This window comes from Streptomyces sp. NPDC001373, assembly GCF_042895815.1.
GTDB lineage: Bacteria > Actinomycetota > Actinomycetes > Streptomycetales > Streptomycetaceae > Streptomyces.
This window is the reverse complement of record NZ_JBIAWQ010000004.1, coordinates 278,692-295,665: the sequence shown is the minus strand read 5'-3', so window position 1 is coordinate 295,665 and position 16,974 is coordinate 278,692. Positions and strand designations below refer to the sequence as shown.

Below are 16,974 nucleotides of genomic sequence, written 5' to 3'. Positions count from 1 at the left end.
CCGGCTGCTCGCCTCGTACGAGTGGAGGGGAAGATCACAGATGCCGGCCAGACAGATGCTGCCGGGACGGCGGCCCCCCGCCGTCAAGGCGCAGGGCCGCAGACGTCCCGCCCCCGGTGCCAAGCGGCCCGCCCGGGGCGGGCCGCTGGAGCGGCTGCGGCGCACGCGGCGGCAGTTGACCAAGGCCTGGGACCGCCCGCTCACCGCCTATTACCTGATTTTCGGCAGCTCGCTGCTCATCACCGTGCTCGGCCTGGTGATGGTCTACTCGGCGTCCATGATCAAGGCCCTCCAGCTGGGCCTGGGAGACGCCTACTTCTTCAAGAAGCAGTTCCTGGCCGCCGCGATCGGCGGCGTCCTGCTGCTGGCCGCCTCCCGCATGCCGGTCAAGCTGCACCGGGCGCTGTCCTACCCCGTGCTCGCCGGCACCCTGTTCCTGATGGTCCTGGTCCAGGTCCCCGGGATAGGGGTCTCCATCAACGGCAACCAGAACTGGATCTCCCTGGGCGGCCCGTTCATGCTCCAGCCCAGCGAGTTCGGGAAGCTGGCGCTGATCCTCTGGGGCGCCGACCTGCTGGCCCGCAAGGGCGACAAGGGGCTCCTGACCCAGTGGAAGCACCTGCTGGTGCCGCTGGTCCCGGTCGCCTTCCTGCTGCTCGGGCTGATCATGCTCGGCGGGGACATGGGCACCGCGATGATCCTCGGAGCCGTCCTGTTCGGCCTGTTGTGGCTCGCGGGGGCGCCGACGCGGCTGTTCGCCGGGGTGCTCGCCTTCGCGGGTGTGATCGTCGCACTGCTCATCAAGACCAGCCCGCACCGCATGGACCGGCTCGCCTGCATCGGGGCGACGGAACCGGGCAGGAACGACCTCTGCTGGCAGGCGGTCCACGGGATCTACGCCCTCGCATCCGGCGGATGGTTCGGTTCCGGCCTGGGTGCGAGTGTGGAAAAATGGGGGCAACTGCCCGAAGCCCATACCGACTTCATCTTTGCCATCACCGGTGAGGAACTGGGCCTGGCGGGGACGCTGTCGGTGCTCGCCCTGTTCGCGGCTCTAGGCTATGCGGGTATCCGCGTGGCCGGACGCACGGAGGACTCCTTCGTACGGTATGCCGCGGGAGGCGTGACCACCTGGATCACGGCCCAGGCCGTGATCAACATCGGTGCGGTGCTCGGTCTGCTGCCGATCGCAGGGGTGCCCCTCCCGCTGTTCTCCTACGGGGGGTCCGCCCTGCTGCCGACCATGTTCGCGGTCGGACTGCTCATCGCGTTCGCGCGGGAGGAGCCGACGGCGCGCGCGGCGCTCGCCATGCGGCAGCCGAGAGCCGGCTGGCGGCGGAGCGGGCCGATATGGAAGTCGATGAGACGGCGCGTCAAGAGGCGTCCGTCCGGAGAGCGGTGAATTTCGGTGCATGTCGTACTCGCCGGTGGGGGGACCGCCGGCCACATCGAGCCGGCGCTCGCCCTCGCGGACGCCCTGCGCAGGCAGGACCCGACCGTGGGCATCACCGCCCTCGGCACGGAGCGCGGACTCGAGACCCGCCTCGTGCCGGAGCGCGGCTACGAGCTGGGCCTGATCCCCGCCGTACCGCTGCCCCGCAAGCCCACTCCGGAGCTGATCACCGTCCCCGGGCGGCTGCGCGGCACCATCAAGGCCGCCGAGGAGATCCTCGTCCGCACCAAGGCCGACGTGGTCGTCGGCTTCGGCGGCTACGTGGCCCTGCCCGGCTACCTGGCAGCCAAGCGGCTCGGGGTGCCGATCATCGTCCACGAGGCCAACGCCCGGCCCGGACTGGCCAACAAGATCGGCTCCCGCTACGCGCACGCCGTCGCCGTCTCCACCCCCGACAGCAAGCTCCGCGGCGCCCGCTACGTGGGCATCCCGCTGCGCCGCTCCATCTCCACCCTCGACCGCGCCGCCATGCGCCCCGAGGCGCGGGCCGCCTTCGGCCTCGACCCCAACCTCCCGACGCTGCTCGTCTCCGGCGGCTCGCAGGGCGCCCGTCGCCTCAACGAGACCATCCAGCAGGTCGCGCCGACCCTCCAGCGCTCCGGGATCCAGATCCTGCACGCGGTCGGCCCGAAGAACGAACTGCCGCGTGTCGACAACATGCCCGGGATGCCGCCCTATGTCCCGGTACCGTACGTGGACCGGATGGACCTCGCGTACGCCGCCGCCGACATGATGCTGTGCCGCGCGGGCGCGATGACCGTCGCCGAACTCTCCGCCGTCGGACTGCCGGCCGCCTACGTACCGCTGCCCATCGGCAACGGCGAACAGCGGCTCAACGCCCAGCCGGTGGTCAAGGCCGGCGGTGGTCTCCTCGTCGACGACGCGGAACTGACGCCCGACTGGGTGCTGGGCCAGGTCCTCCCGGTGCTGTCCGATCCGCACCGCCTGTACGAGATGTCCCGCGCCGCCGCCGAGTTCGGCCGGCGGGACGCCGACGAGCTCCTCGTCGGCCTCGTCCACGAGGCGATCGCGGCCGCACGCGGGTAACCGCTGACCCAGGAGGCGCAGGAGTGGCCGGAGCGACGACGGCACGACGCGGACCGTCCGGCCGGGCGGGCAGGGGCGGCACGGGCGCGGGGGCGTCCCGGCCGCCCAAGTCGCCGAAGAGCACCAGCCCGCGCGGATCCGGCGGCGGGAGGCCGCGCCGGGTCCGCCTGCTGGTGACCCTCGCGGCGGCGGCGCTGCTCGCCGGGGGTGCCGCCTGGGCCCTCTACGGGTCGTCCTGGCTGCGTGTGGAGAAGGTCACGGCCTCCGGCACCGAGGTGCTCACCCCCGAGCAGGTCCTGTCCGCCGCGGCCGTGCCCGTCGGCGCCCCGCTGGTCAGCGTGGACACCGGCGAGATCGCGAGCCGGGTGCGCGCCCGGCTGTCCCGCATCGATTCGGTCGATGTGGTGCGGGCGTGGCCGCACGGGATCGGGCTGAAAGTGACGGAACGCAAACCGGTCCTGCTCATCAAAAAGGGCACGGACTTCATCGAAGTGGACGCGACGGGTGCGCGGTTCGACACGGTTGCGAAAGCACCCGTCGGCGTTCCGCTCCTCGAAATGGCCGCGGACCGGTCGCCGAGCGCGCGCCGCTTCGACGAGGAGCGGCTGCTGCGGGAGGCGGTGGGCATCGCGGGAAGCCTTCCCGACGCAGTCGCGAAGGAGACGGTGCAGGTCAGGGTGGGGTCGTTCGACTCCGTCGTGCTGGAGCTGACGAAGGGCCGCACCGTGGTGTGGGGGAGCGGCGAACTGGGTGAGGCCAAAGGCCGGGCGCTGACCGCCCTGCTGAAAGCCTCGCCCAGGGCCGACCACTTCGACGTGAGCGTTCCCACCGCCCCGGCGGTGTCCGGGAGTTGACGTCGAGTCGAGGACCGACGCACCCTGGTTGGCCACCGATACGGGTGATCACATAGGGTGAAAAGAAAAACGGGAGGTTCGGCGTGTTCGTTGAACACGCGCTACTTGTCGACTTAGTGTCCTGTTCGGAAGAGTCCAAGGAACAGACACACCCTTAACCCTAAACTTCAGGGTTAGGGTTCGGGTCGGCGCGTAGCGGACGTCCCACATTTCGGCATCAGTCGTCGCACCGCAGGCCTGCGAGGCGGCGACACGTAACTCGAGGCGAGAGGCCTTCGACGTGGCAGCACCGCAGAACTACCTCGCAGTCATCAAGGTCATCGGTGTCGGCGGCGGTGGTGTCAATGCCATCAACCGAATGATCGAGGTCGGTCTCAAGGGCGTCGAGTTCATCGCCATCAACACCGACGCCCAGGCGCTGTTGATGAGCGACGCCGACGTCAAGCTCGACGTCGGCCGCGAACTCACCCGGGGCCTCGGCGCCGGAGCCAACCCGGCCGTCGGCCGCAAGGCGGCAGAGGACCACCGCGAGGAGATCGAGGAGGTCCTCAAGGGGGCCGACATGGTCTTCGTCACCGCCGGCGAGGGCGGCGGCACGGGCACGGGCGGCGCGCCCGTCGTCGCCAACATCGCGCGCTCGCTGGGCGCCCTGACGATCGGCGTCGTCACCCGCCCGTTCACCTTCGAGGGCCGGCGCCGCGCGAACCAGGCGGAGGACGGCATCGCCGAGCTCCGCGAAGAGGTCGACACCCTCATCGTCATCCCCAACGACCGCCTGCTGTCCATCTCGGACCGCCAGGTCTCGGTCCTCGACGCCTTCAAGTCGGCCGATCAGGTCCTGCTCAGCGGCGTCCAGGGCATCACCGACCTCATCACCACCCCGGGTCTGATCAACCTCGACTTCGCCGACGTCAAGTCCGTGATGTCCGAGGCCGGCTCGGCCCTGATGGGCATCGGCTCCGCCCGCGGCGACGACCGCGCGGTGGCCGCGGCCGAGATGGCGATCTCCTCGCCGCTGCTGGAGGCGTCCATCGACGGCGCCCGGGGCGTGCTGCTCTCCATCTCCGGCGGCTCGGACCTCGGTCTCTTCGAGATCAACGAGGCCGCGCAGCTGGTGAGCGAGGCCGCGCACCCCGAGGCCAACATCATCTTCGGCGCCGTCATCGACGACGCCCTGGGCGACGAGGTCCGGGTCACGGTCATCGCGGCCGGCTTCGACGGCGGCCAGCCCCCGGCCCGCCGGGACAACGTCATCGGCGCCGCGTCCACCAAGCGCGAGGAGCCGGCCCCCGCGCCGGTCCGCGCCCCCGAGCCGGTCCGCCCGGCCTTCGGCGGACTCGGCACCGTGACGCCCCGCGAGGAGCCCCCGGCCCCGGTCGAGATCCCGGTCGAGACCGCGCCGGCCCCGCCGCAGGTCCCGACGGCCCGGCCCTACCAGGACAGCCCGGCCGAAGAGCTGGACGTTCCGGACTTCTTGAAGTGACGCTGGAGCAGCATCACGAGAGCGGCGCCCACTTCGCCTTCACCGACCGGTGGGGCGGGGTGAGCGCCGTTCCGTACGAGGAGCTCAATCTCGGCGGCGCGGTCGGCGACGACCCGGCCGCCGTTCGCGCGAACCGGGCGGCCGCCGCCCGCGGCCTGGGCATCGACCCGGACCTGGTGGTCTGGATGAACCAGGTGCACGGGCGGGACGTGGCGGTGGTCGACGGCCCCTGGGGCGCCGACGCCGACATCCCCGCGGTGGACGCGGTGGTGACCGCCCGTCGGGGGCTCGCCCTCGCCGTGCTCACCGCCGACTGCACCCCCGTGCTGCTGGCCGACCCGGTCGCAGGGGTCGCCGCAGCCGCCCACGCCGGGCGGCCCGGGCTGGTGGCCGGGGTGGTGCCCGCCGCCGTCGAGGCGATGGCGGCCCTCGGCGCCGACCCGGCGCGCATCGTCGCCCGTACCGGACCCGCCGTCTGCGGGCGCTGCTACGAGGTGCCGGCCGAGATGCGGGAGGCGGTCGCCGCAGTGGTGCCGGCCGCGTGGGCCGAGACCAGCTGGGGGACGCCGGCCGTCGACGTGGTCGCCGGGGTGCACGCTCAGCTCGCGGAGGCGGGGGTGGCGCACGGACACCGCTCCCCGGTCTGCACACTGGAGTCGCGGGACCACTTCTCGTACCGCCGCGACCGGGTGACCGGGCGGCTTGCCGGATATGTCTGGTTGGACTGACTGATGACGGATCGTAAGGCCGAGCTCGCCGAGAACCTCGCGCGGGTGGAGGAGCGGATCGCCTCCGCCTGCGCGGCGGCCGGCCGCGCCCGGGACGAAGTGACCCTCATCGTGGTCACCAAGACCTACCCGGCGACCGACGTACGCCTCCTGGCGGACCTGGGCGTCCGTCATGTGGCGGAGAACCGCGACCAGGATGCCGCCCCCAAGGCCGCGGCCTGTGCGGATCTGTCGCTGAACTGGCACTTCGTGGGCCAGTTGCAGACGAACAAGGTCCGTTCCGTGGCGGGATACGCGCACGTGGTGCAGTCGGTCGACCGGCCGAGGCTCGTCACGGCGCTCTCGGCCGCCGCGGTGGCGCGGGGGCGGGAGATCGGCTGCCTCGTGCAGATCGCCCTCGACGCCGAGTCGGGGCAGCGCGGGACCCGGGGCGGTGCCGCGCCCGAGCAGATGGCCGAGTTGGCGGATCTCGTCGCCGGGGCACCGGGGCTGCGGATCGACGGTCTCATGACCGTGGCCCCCCTCGCCGGCCTCTACGCGGGGCGCGAACAGGCCGCCTTCGAGCGGCTGATGGAATTGTCATCCGGCCTGCGCGCGGACCATCCGGCTGCCACGATGGTGTCGGCGGGAATGAGCGCCGACCTGGAACAGGCCGTACTGGCCGGTGCGACACATGTGCGCGTCGGCACTGCGGTACTCGGCGCGAGACCCCGGCTCGGGTAACGTCGCGAAGAAAGTCGGACCACAGCAGAAAATATGGTCATTCCCGCAGATGAGCGGACAGACCACGTGGATCGCGGGCAGTTGGTGACTTTGGTGACACAGCGACACCTGCGACAGGGCGATCCACCACAGAGCGGAGGACTCGGAGAATGGCCGGCGCGATGCGCAAGATGGCGGTCTACCTCGGCCTCGTGGAGGACGACCGGTACGACAACCCGGGGTACGACCCCGATGACGAATTCGAGCCCGAGCCGGAGCCCGAGCGCCCCCGGGAGAGGGACCGGCGACAGCAGCCCGTGCACCAATCGCCCGTAACGGACGAACCGGTACGAGCAGTGCAGCCGCCGGCGCCGCGCGAACCCCTCCCAATTCCGTCAGAAAACGGACGTCCTGCGCGAATTGCCCCCGTGGCATCCATCACACCTGACCGCACCAACCTGGAGAAGAACGCCCCCGTGATCATGCCCAAGGTCGTCTCCGAGCGGGAGCCGTACCGCATCACGACGCTGCACCCCCGGACCTACAACGAGGCCCGTACCATCGGGGAACACTTCCGTGAGGGCACCCCGGTGATCATGAATCTCACGGAGATGGACGACACCGACGCGAAGCGTCTGGTCGACTTCGCGGCCGGCCTCGTCTTCGGTCTGCACGGCAGCATTGAACGCGTGACGCAGAAGGTGTTCCTGCTGTCGCCTGCTAACGTCGATGTCACGGCGGAGGACAAGGCCCGCATCGCGGAGGGCGGGTTCTTCAACCAAAGCTAGACCGATCCGTCAGATACGGGGCCGGGAACAGAGCGGGAGCAGGGGAGAGGGAAGCGCGGGATGGGCGTCGCACTGCAGGTGGTCTACATCGCGCTGATGTGCTTCCTCATCGTGCTGATCTTCCGACTGGTCATGGACTACGTGTTCCAGTTCGCACGTTCATGGACACCCGGCAAGGCGATGGTGGTCGTTCTGGAGGCCACCTACACTGTCACCGATCCACCGCTCAAACTCCTGCGGCGGTTCATCCCGCCGTTGCGTCTCGGGGGCGTGGCGCTCGACCTGTCCTTCTTCGTTCTGATGATCATCGTTTACATCCTCATCAGCTTCGTGAGCACCGCTGCGAGAAGCGTGTGAACGATGAGCTCCCCCGTGCCTGCGGGGACAGTCCCGATACGGTCCTGCCGACTGCCGACGACTACGTAGAGGTGAAGAAGACATGCCGCTGACTCCCGAGGACGTGCGGAACAAGCAGTTCACGACCGTCCGCCTGCGAGAAGGCTATGACGAGGACGAGGTCGATGCCTTCCTCGACGAGGTCGAGGCCGAGCTGACGCGTCTGCTGCGCGAGAACGAGGACCTGCGCGCGAAGCTGGCCGCCGCCACGCGAGCCGCCGCGCAGAGCCAGCAGCAGGCGAACATGCGCAAGCCGGAGCCCCAGGACCAGCGAGGCCCGGGCGCCCCCGTGCCGGCGGCCATATCCGGCCCGCCGCAGCCGCAGCAGCCGCAGATGGGTCCGCCGCAGCTCCCGGGCGGCCAGCCCCAGCTGCCGGGCGGCCAGCCCCAGCTTCCCCCGGGCCCCGGCGGACACGGGCCGCAGGGTCCGGGCCCGATGGGCGGCCCCATGCAGCAGCAGTCCATGGGTGGCCAGCACCCGATGGCGCCGCAGCAGCAGCAGATGGGGCAGCAGCCCATGCCGCAGCAGATGCAGCAGCAGTCGATGGGCGGCCAGAACCAGCTCGGCCAGCCGATGGGCCAGCAGATGCAGCCCATGGGGCAGCAGATGCAGCCGATGGGCCAGCAGATGCAGCCCATGCAGCAGCCGCAGCTCCCGCAGCAGGGCCCCGGCGGCGACAGCGCCGCCCGCGTCCTGTCGCTCGCGCAGCAGACCGCCGACCAGGCGATCGCGGAGGCCCGCTCCGAGGCCAACAAGATCGTCGGCGAGGCGCGTTCCCGCGCCGAGGGCCTGGAGCGGGACGCCCGCGCCAAGGCCGACGCGCTGGAGCGGGACGCCCAGGAGAAGCACCGCGTCGCGATGGGGTCCCTGGAGTCCGCCCGCGCCACGCTGGAGCGCAAGGTCGAGGACCTGCGGGGCTTCGAGCGCGAGTACCGTACGCGTCTGAAGTCCTACCTGGAGTCGCAGCTGCGCCAGCTGGAGACCCAGGCCGACGACTCGCTGGCCCCGCCGCGCACCCCGGCCGGCCCGGCCCTGCCGCCGTCGCCGTCCCCGTCGATGGCTCCGGCCGGCGCGATGGGCATGGGTGGTCCGTCCCCGATGGGCGGTCCCTCCCCGATGGGCGGTCCCTCCCCGATGAGCGGTGGTCCGTCCTACGGCGGGCAGCAGCAGATGTCCCCGGCGATGACGCAGCCGATGGCTCCGGTGCGGCCGGCCACGCCGCAGCCGATGCAGCAGGCGCCGTCCCCCATGCGGGGCTTCCTGATCGACGAGGACGACAACTGACGCAGCCGTCGGCAGTCTCTACGGGCCGGGCCCGGTTCCCCTGCGGGGGCACCGGGCCCGGCCCGTTTTCCGTCCCCGGCGTGGCACGGGCTGCCTGCGGAGCCGTCCCCCACCCGCCCTTCCACCGTTCCCAGGGGGCTCCGCCCCCAGACCCCCGCGCCTCGAACGCCGGCGGGGCTGATTCCAGCCCCGCCGGCGTTCGAGGCGGCAGCGGTGAAAGGGCGGGGCGGGGAGAAGGCACGAAAGCGGCGCCCCCCCGCATGGGGAGGGCGCCGCTTCGGTGGGCCGGGGGTTACGCCTTGCGGAGGCGGAACGTCAGGGACAGGGACTCGTCCTCGAACGGGGTGCCGTACGAGGCGTCGGCCTCGCCCTGGCCGAAGTCCGTCGCGAGGACCTCGTCCGCGATCAGGGCCGCGTGGTCCATGAGGGCCGTGACGACCTCCTCGGACGCGGACGACCAGCGGAGGGCGATGCGGTCCGCGACGTCGAGGCCGGAGTTCTTGCGGGCCTCCTGGATCAGCCGGATCGCGTCACGGGCCAGGCCCGCCAGCCGCAGCTCCGGGGTGATCTCCAGGTCGAGCGCGACCGTGGCACCGGAGTCCGAGGCCACCGACCAGCCCTCGCGCGGGGTCTCGGTGATGATGACCTCCTCCGGGGTGAGGGTCACCTCCTCGCCGTTCACCGTCACGACCGCCGAGCCGGAGCGCAGCGAGACGGACAGGGCGGCGGCGTCGGCCGCGGCCACCGCCTTCGCCACGTCCTGCACGCCCTTGCCGAACCGCTTGCCCAGCGCCCGGAAGTTCGCCTTCGCCGTCGTGTCCACCAGCGAGCCGCCCACCTCGGAGAGGGAGGCCAGGGAGGAGACGTTCAGCTCCTCCGTGATCTGGGCCTGGAGCTCCGGCGACAGCGCGTCGAAGCCGACCGCGCCGACCAGCGCCCGCGACAGGGGCTGACGGGTCTTGACGCCCGACTCGGCGCGCGTGGCCCGGCCCAGTTCCACCAGGCGGCGGACCAGCAGCATCTGCTGGGAGAGGGCCGGGTCGATCGCGGAGGCGTCCGCCGTCGGCCACGTGGACAGGTGCACCGACTCCGGCGCCCCCGGCGTGACCGGGACGACCATGTCCTGCCAGACCCGCTCCGTGATGAAGGGGGTCAGCGGGGCCATGAGCCGGGTGACCGTCTCGACGACCTCGTGCAGCGTGCGCAGCGCCGCCTTGTCGCCCTGCCAGAACCGGCGGCGCGAGCGGCGCACGTACCAGTTGGACAGGTCGTCGACGAAGGCGGACAGCAGCTTGCCGGCGCGCTGGGTGTCGTACGACTCCATCGCCTCCGTGACCTCGGAGACGAGGGTGTTCAGCTCGGACAGCAGCCACTTGTCCAGCACCGTGCGGTCCGCCGGCGCCGGGTCGGCCTCCGAGGGGGCCCAGCCGGACGTCCGCGCGTACAGGGCCTGGAAGGCCACCGTGTTCCAGTACGTGAGGAGCGTCTTGCGGACGACCTCCTGGATCGTGCCGTGGCCCACGCGCCGCGCCGCCCACGGGGAGCCGCCGGCCGCCATGAACCAGCGCACCGCGTCCGCGCCGTGCTGGTCCATGAGCGGGATCGGCTGGAGGATGTTGCCGAGGTGCTTGGACATCTTGCGGCCGTCCTCGGCGAGGATGTGGCCCAGGCAGACCACGTTCTCGTAGGAGGACTTGTCGAAGACCAGGGTGCCGACCGCCATCAGGGTGTAGAACCACCCGCGCGTCTGGTCGATCGCCTCCGAGATGAACTGCGCCGGGTAGCGCTTCTCGAAGATCTCCTTGTTCTTGTACGGGTAGCCCCACTGCGCGAACGGCATCGAGCCCGAGTCGTACCAGGCGTCGATGACCTCCGGGACGCGGACGGCTTCGAGGGAGCAGCCCTCGGCCGTGCAGGTGAAGGTCACGTCGTCGATGTACGGGCGGTGCGGGTCCAGGGCGGAGTGGTCCTGCCCGGACAGCTCGCTCAGCTCGGCGCGCGAGCCGACGCAGGTGAGGTGGTTCTCCTCGCAGCGCCAGACCGGCAGCGGGGTGCCCCAGTAGCGGTTGCGGGAGAGGGCCCAGTCGATGTTGTTGTTCAGCCAGTCGCCGAAGCGGCCCTGCTTGACCGAGTCCGGGAACCAGTTGGTCTTCTCGTTCTCCCGCAGCATCGCGTCCTTGACGGCGGTGGTGCGGATGTACCAGGACGGCTGCGCGTAGTAGAGCAGGGCCGTGTGGCAGCGCCAGCAGTGCGGGTAGCTGTGCTCGTAGGCGATGTGCTTGAAGAGCAGGCCGCGCGCGTCGAGGTCGGCGGTCAGCTTCTCGTCGGCCTTCTTGAAGAAGACGCCCCCGACGAGCGGGACCTCCTCCTCGAAGGTGCCGTCGGCGCGGACCGGGTTCACGACCGGCATGCCGTACGAGCGGCAGACCGCGAGGTCGTCGGCACCGAAGGCGGGGGCCTGGTGGACCAGACCGGTGCCGTCCTCGGTGGTGACGTACTCGGCGTTGACCACGTAGTGCGCGGCCTCGGGCTCGGGGAACTCGACCAGGGCGAAGGGGCGCTCGTAGGTCCAGCGCTCCATCTCCTTGCCCGTGAAGGTCTCGCCGGTGGCCTCCCAGCCCTCCCCGAGCGCCTTCTCCAGCAGCGGCTGGGCGACGACCAGCTTCTCGCTGCCGTCCGTGGCGACGACGTACGTGACCTCGGGGTGGGCCGCGACGGCGGTGTTGGAGACCAGGGTCCACGGGGTGGTGGTCCACACGACCAGGGCCGCCTCGCCGGCGAGCGGGCCGGAGGTCAGCGGGAAGCGGACGTAGACGGAGGGGTCGACGACCGTCTCGTAGCCCTGCGCCAGCTCGTGGTCCGAGAGGCCGGTGCCGCAGCGCGGGCACCAGGGGGCGACGCGGTGGTCCTGGACCAGCAGGCCCTTGTTGAAGATCTCCTTCAGCGACCACCACACCGATTCCACGTACTCGGGGTCCATGGTCCGGTACGCGTCGTCCAGGTCGACCCAGTAGCCCATGCGGGTCGTGAGCTCGGTGAACGCGTCGGTGTGGCGGGTCACGGACTCACGGCACTTGGCGTTGAACTCGGCGATGCCGTACGCCTCGATGTCCTGCTTGCCGTTGAAGCCGAGCTCCTTCTCGACGGCGAGCTCGACCGGCAGGCCGTGGCAGTCCCAGCCGGCCTTGCGGGCCACGTGGTAGCCGCGCATGGTGCGGAAGCGGGGGAAGACGTCCTTGAAGACGCGGGCCTCGATGTGGTGGGCGCCGGGCATGCCGTTGGCGGTGGGCGGGCCCTCGTAGAAGACCCACTCCGGGCGTCCCTCGGACTGCTCCAGCGTCTTGGCGAAGGTCTTGCTCTCGCGCCAGAAGTCGAGGACGGCGTGTTCGAGGGCGGGCAGGTCGACCTGGGCGGGTACCGGGCGGTACTGCGGCGGTGTGGTCATGAGGCTGAACTCTTCCTCCGGCGGGTGTGTCACTTCCGTCCGGAGGGACGAGAGCGTCTGCTGCTCCCGCGGTACCACCCTCCTTGGCCTCCGGACGGGTCCGGCGGCCCCCTCATTGGGGTGCGAAGCCGGTTCTACCGGCCCGACGGGAATCCGTGCGGGCTTTCTTCCGGCGGCTCCGGGGTGATCCTTCACATCGCGCTCGCCCCCGGGCTCCCACCGTCCCCGGGTCGCTCCTGGCTGCGTCCGACGCTACTCGTCCCCATCCATGCCTTTCGCTGCGCCCAGTGTACGGGCCGGGGCGCGGCTCGGCAGACCGATTTACGGCGGGGCGCGGCGGGGCGCGGGAGGGGCGCGGGAGGGGCCGCGGCGTGACCCGGACGGCCCGATGGGCCGGTCGGGGATCCGCCGGGGCGGGCGGGGCGGATTACGGGGGCTCCCGCTGGGCACAACGGATGCAGGTTGAGCTCGATGGACGCGTGCCCCGTTGCCCTGGGGTCGGAGGCGACTTATCGTTCCGGCACGATTTGGCTAAAAAGGCCACATCCGGTGAAAAGGGGCCGCGGCCATGATGGCGAAGAAGACGGCGACACGGGAGGTGGCTGCTGTGCCGGGCTCCACGGCTGCCTCCGAGCGGGCCGCTCCGGAGATGGAGACGGCCCCGGCGAAGAAGGCCGCCGCGAAGAAGGCCGCCGCCAAGAAGGCGGCCCCGGCCGGGAAGGCGGCCGCCGGGAAATCCGCGGCCGGGAAGGCGGCGGCCGAGAAGGCCGCGAAGGAGGCGGCGGCCGGGGAGGAACCGGCCGGTCGGGCCCCCGCGAAGAAGACGGCGGCGAAGAAGACCGCGGCGAAGAAGACGGCCGCCCGGAAGACGGCCGCCAGGAAGACTCCGGCCGAGAAGGCCCCGGCGGAGGTCGACGGGGCGGCCCCGGCCGCGCGGAAGACGGGAGCTCGGAAAGTGGTTGCCAAGAAGATCGCGGGCACGGCCCGCAAGACGGCCGAGGACACGGCGGGCGGCCCCGCCACCGCGCCCCCCGGCGAACTCGCCGTACGCCCCGGGGAGGAGCCCTGGACCGCCGAGGAGGTCGCGGAGGCCCGTACGGAGCTGCTCTCCGAGGTGATGCGGCTGCGCGTGGAGCTGGAGGCCTCCGAGATGGCCATCTCGGGCCTGATGCGCGACTCGGGCGACGGCGCGGGCGACGACCAGGCCGACACCGGCACCAAGAACATCACCCGGGAGTCCGAGCTCGCCCTCGCCGCGAACGCCACGTCCATGCTGGAGCAGACCGAGAGGGCCCTGGAACGGCTGGAGGCGGGCACGTACGGGCTCTGCGAGAACTGCGGGAAGCCCATCGGCAAGGCGCGCATGCAGGCCTTCCCGCGCGCCACGCTGTGCGTGGACTGCAAGCAGAAGCAGGAGCGACGTCACTAGCCAGGACCTGCGCACCCTGACGTACTCTCGTGTCTCGTCGGGATCGGGCTAGTTCGAGGGACTCACGTGGCAGAGGCGGAGCGCATCATCGGTACGCCGGAGGTCGGGGACGGCGCCGAGCCGCAGTCGGAGCCCGCCGCGCCCCGCGGGCGCAGGCGGATCACGGCGCTGCTCGTGGTGGCGGTGCTGGCGTACCTCCTCGACCTCGGCAGCAAGATGCTGGTCGTGGCCCGGCTGGAGCACCAGCCGCCGATCGAGATCGTCGGGAACCTGCTGAAGTTCGACGCCATCCGCAACCCCGGCGCGGCCTTCGGCTTCGGCGAGGCCTTCACGATCATCTTCACCGTGATCGCGGCGACCGTGATCGTGGTCATCATCCGGCTGGCACGCAAGCTGTACAGCCTGCCGTGGGCGATCGCCCTGGGCCTGCTGCTGGGCGGCGCGCTGGGCAACCTGACCGACCGGATCTTCCGCTCGCCGGGCGTGTTCCGGGGGGCGGTGGTCGACTTCATCGCGCCGGCCCACTTCGCCGTGTTCAACCTCGCCGACTCGGCGATCGTGTGCGGCGGCATCCTGATCGTCCTGCTCTCCTTCAGGGGTCTGGACCCGGACGGCACCGTCCACAAGGACTGAGGGCGGGGCTCGCGCGGGAATGGTCTTCCGCCGAGTCCTGCATACTCGACGGGTGAGTACGATTCCCGAGATCCGCACCCTGCCCGTTCCCGATGGCCTGGAAGGCGAGCGCGTCGACGCCGCCATCGCCCGTATGTTCGGTTTTTCCCGGACCAAGGCGGCCGAACTGGCCTCGGAGGGGAAGGTCTCGGTCGACGGCAGCGTCGTCGGCAAGTCCGAGCGCGTCCACGGCGGCGCCTGGCTCGAGGTCGAGATGCCCGCCCCGCCGCGGCCGGTCGAGCTGGTGGCCGAGCCGGTCCCGGGCATGGAGATCATCCACGACGACGACGACATCGTGGTCATCATGAAGCCGGTGGGCGTCGCGGCCCACCCGAGTCCGGGCTGGACCGGCACCACCGTCATCGGCGGCCTCGCCGCGGCCGGCTACCGGATCTCCACCTCGGGCGCGTCCGAGCGCCAGGGCATCGTGCACCGCCTCGACGTCGGCACGTCCGGCCTGATGGCCGTGGCCAAGTCGGAGCGCGCCTACACCTCGCTGAAGAACCAGTTCCGCGAGCGCGTCGTCGACAAGCGCTACCACGCGCTGGTCCAGGGCCACCCGGACCCGATGAGCGGCACCATCGACGCGCCGATCGGGCGGCACCCGAACGCGGACTACAAGTGGGCGGTGACCCAGGACGGCAAGGCCTCGGTCACGCACTACGACCTGATCGAGGCGTTCCGGGCGGCGTCGCTGCTGGACATCAAGCTGGAGACCGGGCGCACGCACCAGATCCGCGTGCACATGTCCGCGCACCGGCACCCGTGCGTCGGCGACCTGACCTACGGGGCGGACCCGACCGTCGCCAAGCGCCTGGGCCTCACCCGCCAGTGGCTGCACGCCGTGCGGCTGGGCTTCGAGCACCCGGCCGACGGCCAGTGGGTGGAGTTCGAGAGCGGCTACCCGGCCGACCTCCAGCACGCCCTGGACGTGATCCGGGCCGAGAGCCAGTAGGCGGTCCTGCGGGGCGGGGGTCCAAATCCCCGGGTGCGGCGCGGCCTCCTGGCAGGGTGTAGCGGGTGGATCAGCTCGCTCTGCTCTTCGTGCTGCTGCTCGGGGCCGTCGTCACCGTCCCGCTCGGGGACCGGCTGGGGCTGCCCGCCCCCGTGCTGATGACCCTCGGCGGGGTCGTGCTGGCGCTGGTGCCGGCCGTGCCCAACGTGGACATCCCGCCCGAGTACATCCTCCCCCTGCTGCTGCCGCCTCTCCTGTACGCCTCGGCGCAGCGCACCTCCTGGCGGCAGTTCGCGGCCAATGTCCGGCCGATCCTGCTGCTGGCCGTGGCCCTGGTCTTCGTGACCACCGCCGCCGTGGCCGCCGTCGCGAACGCCGTGGTCCCCGGGCTGCCCGTCGCGGCGGCCGTCGCGCTCGGCGCGCTCGTCGCCCCGCCCGACCCCGTCGCGGCCACCGCCGTGGCCGGGTCGCTCGGGCTGCCGCGCCGGATGGTGTCGATCCTGGAGGGCGAGGGGCTCTTCAACGACGTCACCGCCATCGTCCTCTACCACGTCGCCATCGCCGCCGCGGTGAGCGGGAGCTTCTCCTGGCCCGCCGCGCTCAAGGAGTTCGTCCTGTCCGCGGTGGTCGCCGTGGCCGTCGGGTTCGGGCTCGGCTGGGCCACGAACCGGCTGATGGACGGGCTCGGCGACGCCACCCTCCAGATCGGGCTGACGCTGCTGGTGCCGTTCGTCTCGTACGTGGTGGCCGAGGAGCTCCAGGGGTCGGGGGTGCTGGCCGTGCTGACCACCGCCCTGTTCCTCGCCGAGAACGCCACCGACGCCGACGACGTGCTGGGGCGCCTGGCCGGGCACACCTTCTGGGAGGTCGTCGACGTCCTCGTCACCGGCGTGGCCTTCGGGCTGATCGGGCTGGAGCTGCACCACGTCTTCGGCGTCGCGAAGGGCCGCGAGTGGCAGATGGCCGGCTGGGCGGCCGTCGTGGTCGTGGTGGTGGTCGCCGTGCGGCTGGTGTGGCTGCTGCCGGCCGGCTGGCTGGCGAAGAAGCTCCACGGGCGGCGCGACTACGACGAGGAGATCCCGCTGAGCTGGCGGGAGAGCGTGGTGATGTGGTGGGCGGGGATGCGCGGGGTGGCCTCGGTGGCGCTGGCCCTGGCCATCCCGCTCAGGACGGACGCCGGGGACCCCTTCCCGGACCGGGACGAGATCATCTTCACCGCCTTCGCCGTGATCATGGCGACCCTGGTGTTCCAGGGGCTGACCCTGCCCTGGCTGGTGCGGCGGCTGGGGGTGGAGGCGGACACGGACGCCGAACGGGACACGGAGCGGGCGCTCGCGCTGCGCGCGGCGAAGGCGGCGAAGCGGCGGCTCAGGGAGATCGAGGAGGTCGAGGAGCTCCCGGAGGACCTGGTCGAGATCCTGTACCGGCGCGCGTACGACGTGGGGGCGAGGATCAGCCCCGACCTGGTCGACGAGGAGCGGCGGGAGGCGTACGCGAAGCGGGTGGAGCGGATCCGGCAGGTCCAGCGGATCCAGCGGGAGATGATGTCCGCCGCCCGCCACGAGGTGCTCTCTGCCCGCAGCGAGCCGGGTGCCGACCCGGAGATCGTCGACCGGGTGCTGCGGCACCTGGACGTCCGCAGCCTGCGGAGCGCGTAGCCGGCCCGGTCGCGCGGGGCGGTGACGCGGGGGAGGGTGCTCGGCCGCCGGCCACTCCACCGGGCGCCGCCGGACTCCT

General features: G+C 71.6%; 14 protein-coding genes. 13 read left to right on the top strand and 1 reads right to left on the bottom strand.

Annotated elements, in window-relative coordinates; translation table 11 throughout:
* The first annotated feature begins 40 nt into the window (after positions 1 to 40).
* The 9 genes from ftsW (at position 41) to ACFY15_RS12280 (ending at position 8,736) form a co-directional block, all read left to right on the top strand.
* Positions 41 to 1,402 (top strand): putative lipid II flippase FtsW, encoded by a 1,362-nt coding sequence (ftsW, locus tag ACFY15_RS12320; protein ID WP_390825443.1) that lies wholly within the window; start codon positions 41 to 43, stop codon positions 1,400 to 1,402.
* Positions 1,403 to 1,408: 6 nt separating this feature from the next.
* Complete coding sequence (gene murG / locus ACFY15_RS12315; RefSeq protein ID WP_042813332.1) at positions 1,409 to 2,500, top strand: undecaprenyldiphospho-muramoylpentapeptide beta-N-acetylglucosaminyltransferase; 1,092 nt, start codon at positions 1,409 to 1,411, stop codon at positions 2,498 to 2,500.
* Between the two features lie 23 nt (positions 2,501 to 2,523).
* Positions 2,524 to 3,354 carry a cell division protein FtsQ/DivIB gene (locus tag ACFY15_RS12310; RefSeq protein WP_390825442.1) on the top strand — a complete coding sequence of 277 codons (831 nt, stop codon included), beginning with the start codon at positions 2,524 to 2,526 and terminating at the stop codon, positions 3,352 to 3,354.
* 280 nt (positions 3,355 to 3,634) lie between these two features.
* Positions 3,635 to 4,837: a cell division protein FtsZ gene (gene ftsZ / locus ACFY15_RS12305; protein WP_007263607.1), complete on the top strand. Its 1,203-nt coding sequence runs from the start codon at positions 3,635 to 3,637 to the stop codon at positions 4,835 to 4,837.
* A complete protein-coding gene (pgeF, locus tag ACFY15_RS12300) occupies positions 4,834 to 5,565 on the top strand; it encodes a peptidoglycan editing factor PgeF (RefSeq protein WP_390685721.1) in 732 nt (243 codons plus the stop codon). The genes ftsZ and pgeF overlap by 4 nt, the downstream gene beginning before the upstream one ends.
* Before the next feature lie 3 nt (positions 5,566 to 5,568).
* Complete coding sequence (locus tag ACFY15_RS12295; RefSeq protein ID WP_390685722.1) at positions 5,569 to 6,288, top strand: YggS family pyridoxal phosphate-dependent enzyme; 720 nt, start codon at positions 5,569 to 5,571, stop codon at positions 6,286 to 6,288.
* A 149-nt stretch (positions 6,289 to 6,437) separates the two neighbouring features.
* Positions 6,438 to 7,055 (top strand): cell division protein SepF, encoded by a 618-nt coding sequence (locus ACFY15_RS12290; protein ID WP_042809001.1) that lies wholly within the window; start codon positions 6,438 to 6,440, stop codon positions 7,053 to 7,055.
* A gap of 60 nt (positions 7,056 to 7,115) precedes the next feature.
* Positions 7,116 to 7,412, top strand: a complete 297-nt coding sequence (locus ACFY15_RS12285; RefSeq protein WP_030155988.1) for a YggT family protein — start codon at positions 7,116 to 7,118, stop codon at positions 7,410 to 7,412.
* A gap of 82 nt (positions 7,413 to 7,494) precedes the next feature.
* Complete coding sequence (locus ACFY15_RS12280; RefSeq protein WP_390825441.1) at positions 7,495 to 8,736, top strand: DivIVA domain-containing protein; 1,242 nt, start codon at positions 7,495 to 7,497, stop codon at positions 8,734 to 8,736.
* A gap of 292 nt (positions 8,737 to 9,028) precedes the next feature.
* Here ACFY15_RS12280 and ileS read toward each other — a convergent pair whose 3' ends face one another.
* Positions 9,029 to 12,181, bottom strand: a complete 3,153-nt coding sequence (gene ileS / locus ACFY15_RS12275) for an isoleucine--tRNA ligase (RefSeq protein WP_390825440.1) — start codon at positions 12,179 to 12,181, stop codon at positions 9,029 to 9,031.
* Positions 12,182 to 12,749: 568 nt separating this feature from the next.
* Between ileS and ACFY15_RS12270 the strand changes: the two genes are divergently transcribed.
* The 4 genes from ACFY15_RS12270 (at position 12,750) to ACFY15_RS12255 (ending at position 16,895) form a co-directional block, all read left to right on the top strand.
* Positions 12,750 to 13,610, top strand: a complete 861-nt coding sequence (locus tag ACFY15_RS12270) for a TraR/DksA family transcriptional regulator (RefSeq protein WP_390825439.1) — start codon at positions 12,750 to 12,752, stop codon at positions 13,608 to 13,610.
* Between the two features lie 66 nt (positions 13,611 to 13,676).
* Positions 13,677 to 14,243 carry a signal peptidase II gene (gene lspA / locus ACFY15_RS12265; RefSeq protein ID WP_390685725.1) on the top strand — a complete coding sequence of 189 codons (567 nt, stop codon included), beginning with the start codon at positions 13,677 to 13,679 and terminating at the stop codon, positions 14,241 to 14,243.
* A gap of 52 nt (positions 14,244 to 14,295) precedes the next feature.
* Entirely contained in the window at positions 14,296 to 15,237 is a 942-nt protein-coding gene (locus ACFY15_RS12260) for an RluA family pseudouridine synthase (protein ID WP_366456097.1), read from the top strand.
* Between the two features lie 65 nt (positions 15,238 to 15,302).
* On the top strand, positions 15,303 to 16,895 hold the full coding sequence (locus ACFY15_RS12255; protein WP_390825438.1) for a Na+/H+ antiporter: 1,593 nt from the start codon (positions 15,303 to 15,305) through the stop codon (positions 16,893 to 16,895).
* Positions 16,896 to 16,974 lie beyond the last annotated feature (79 nt).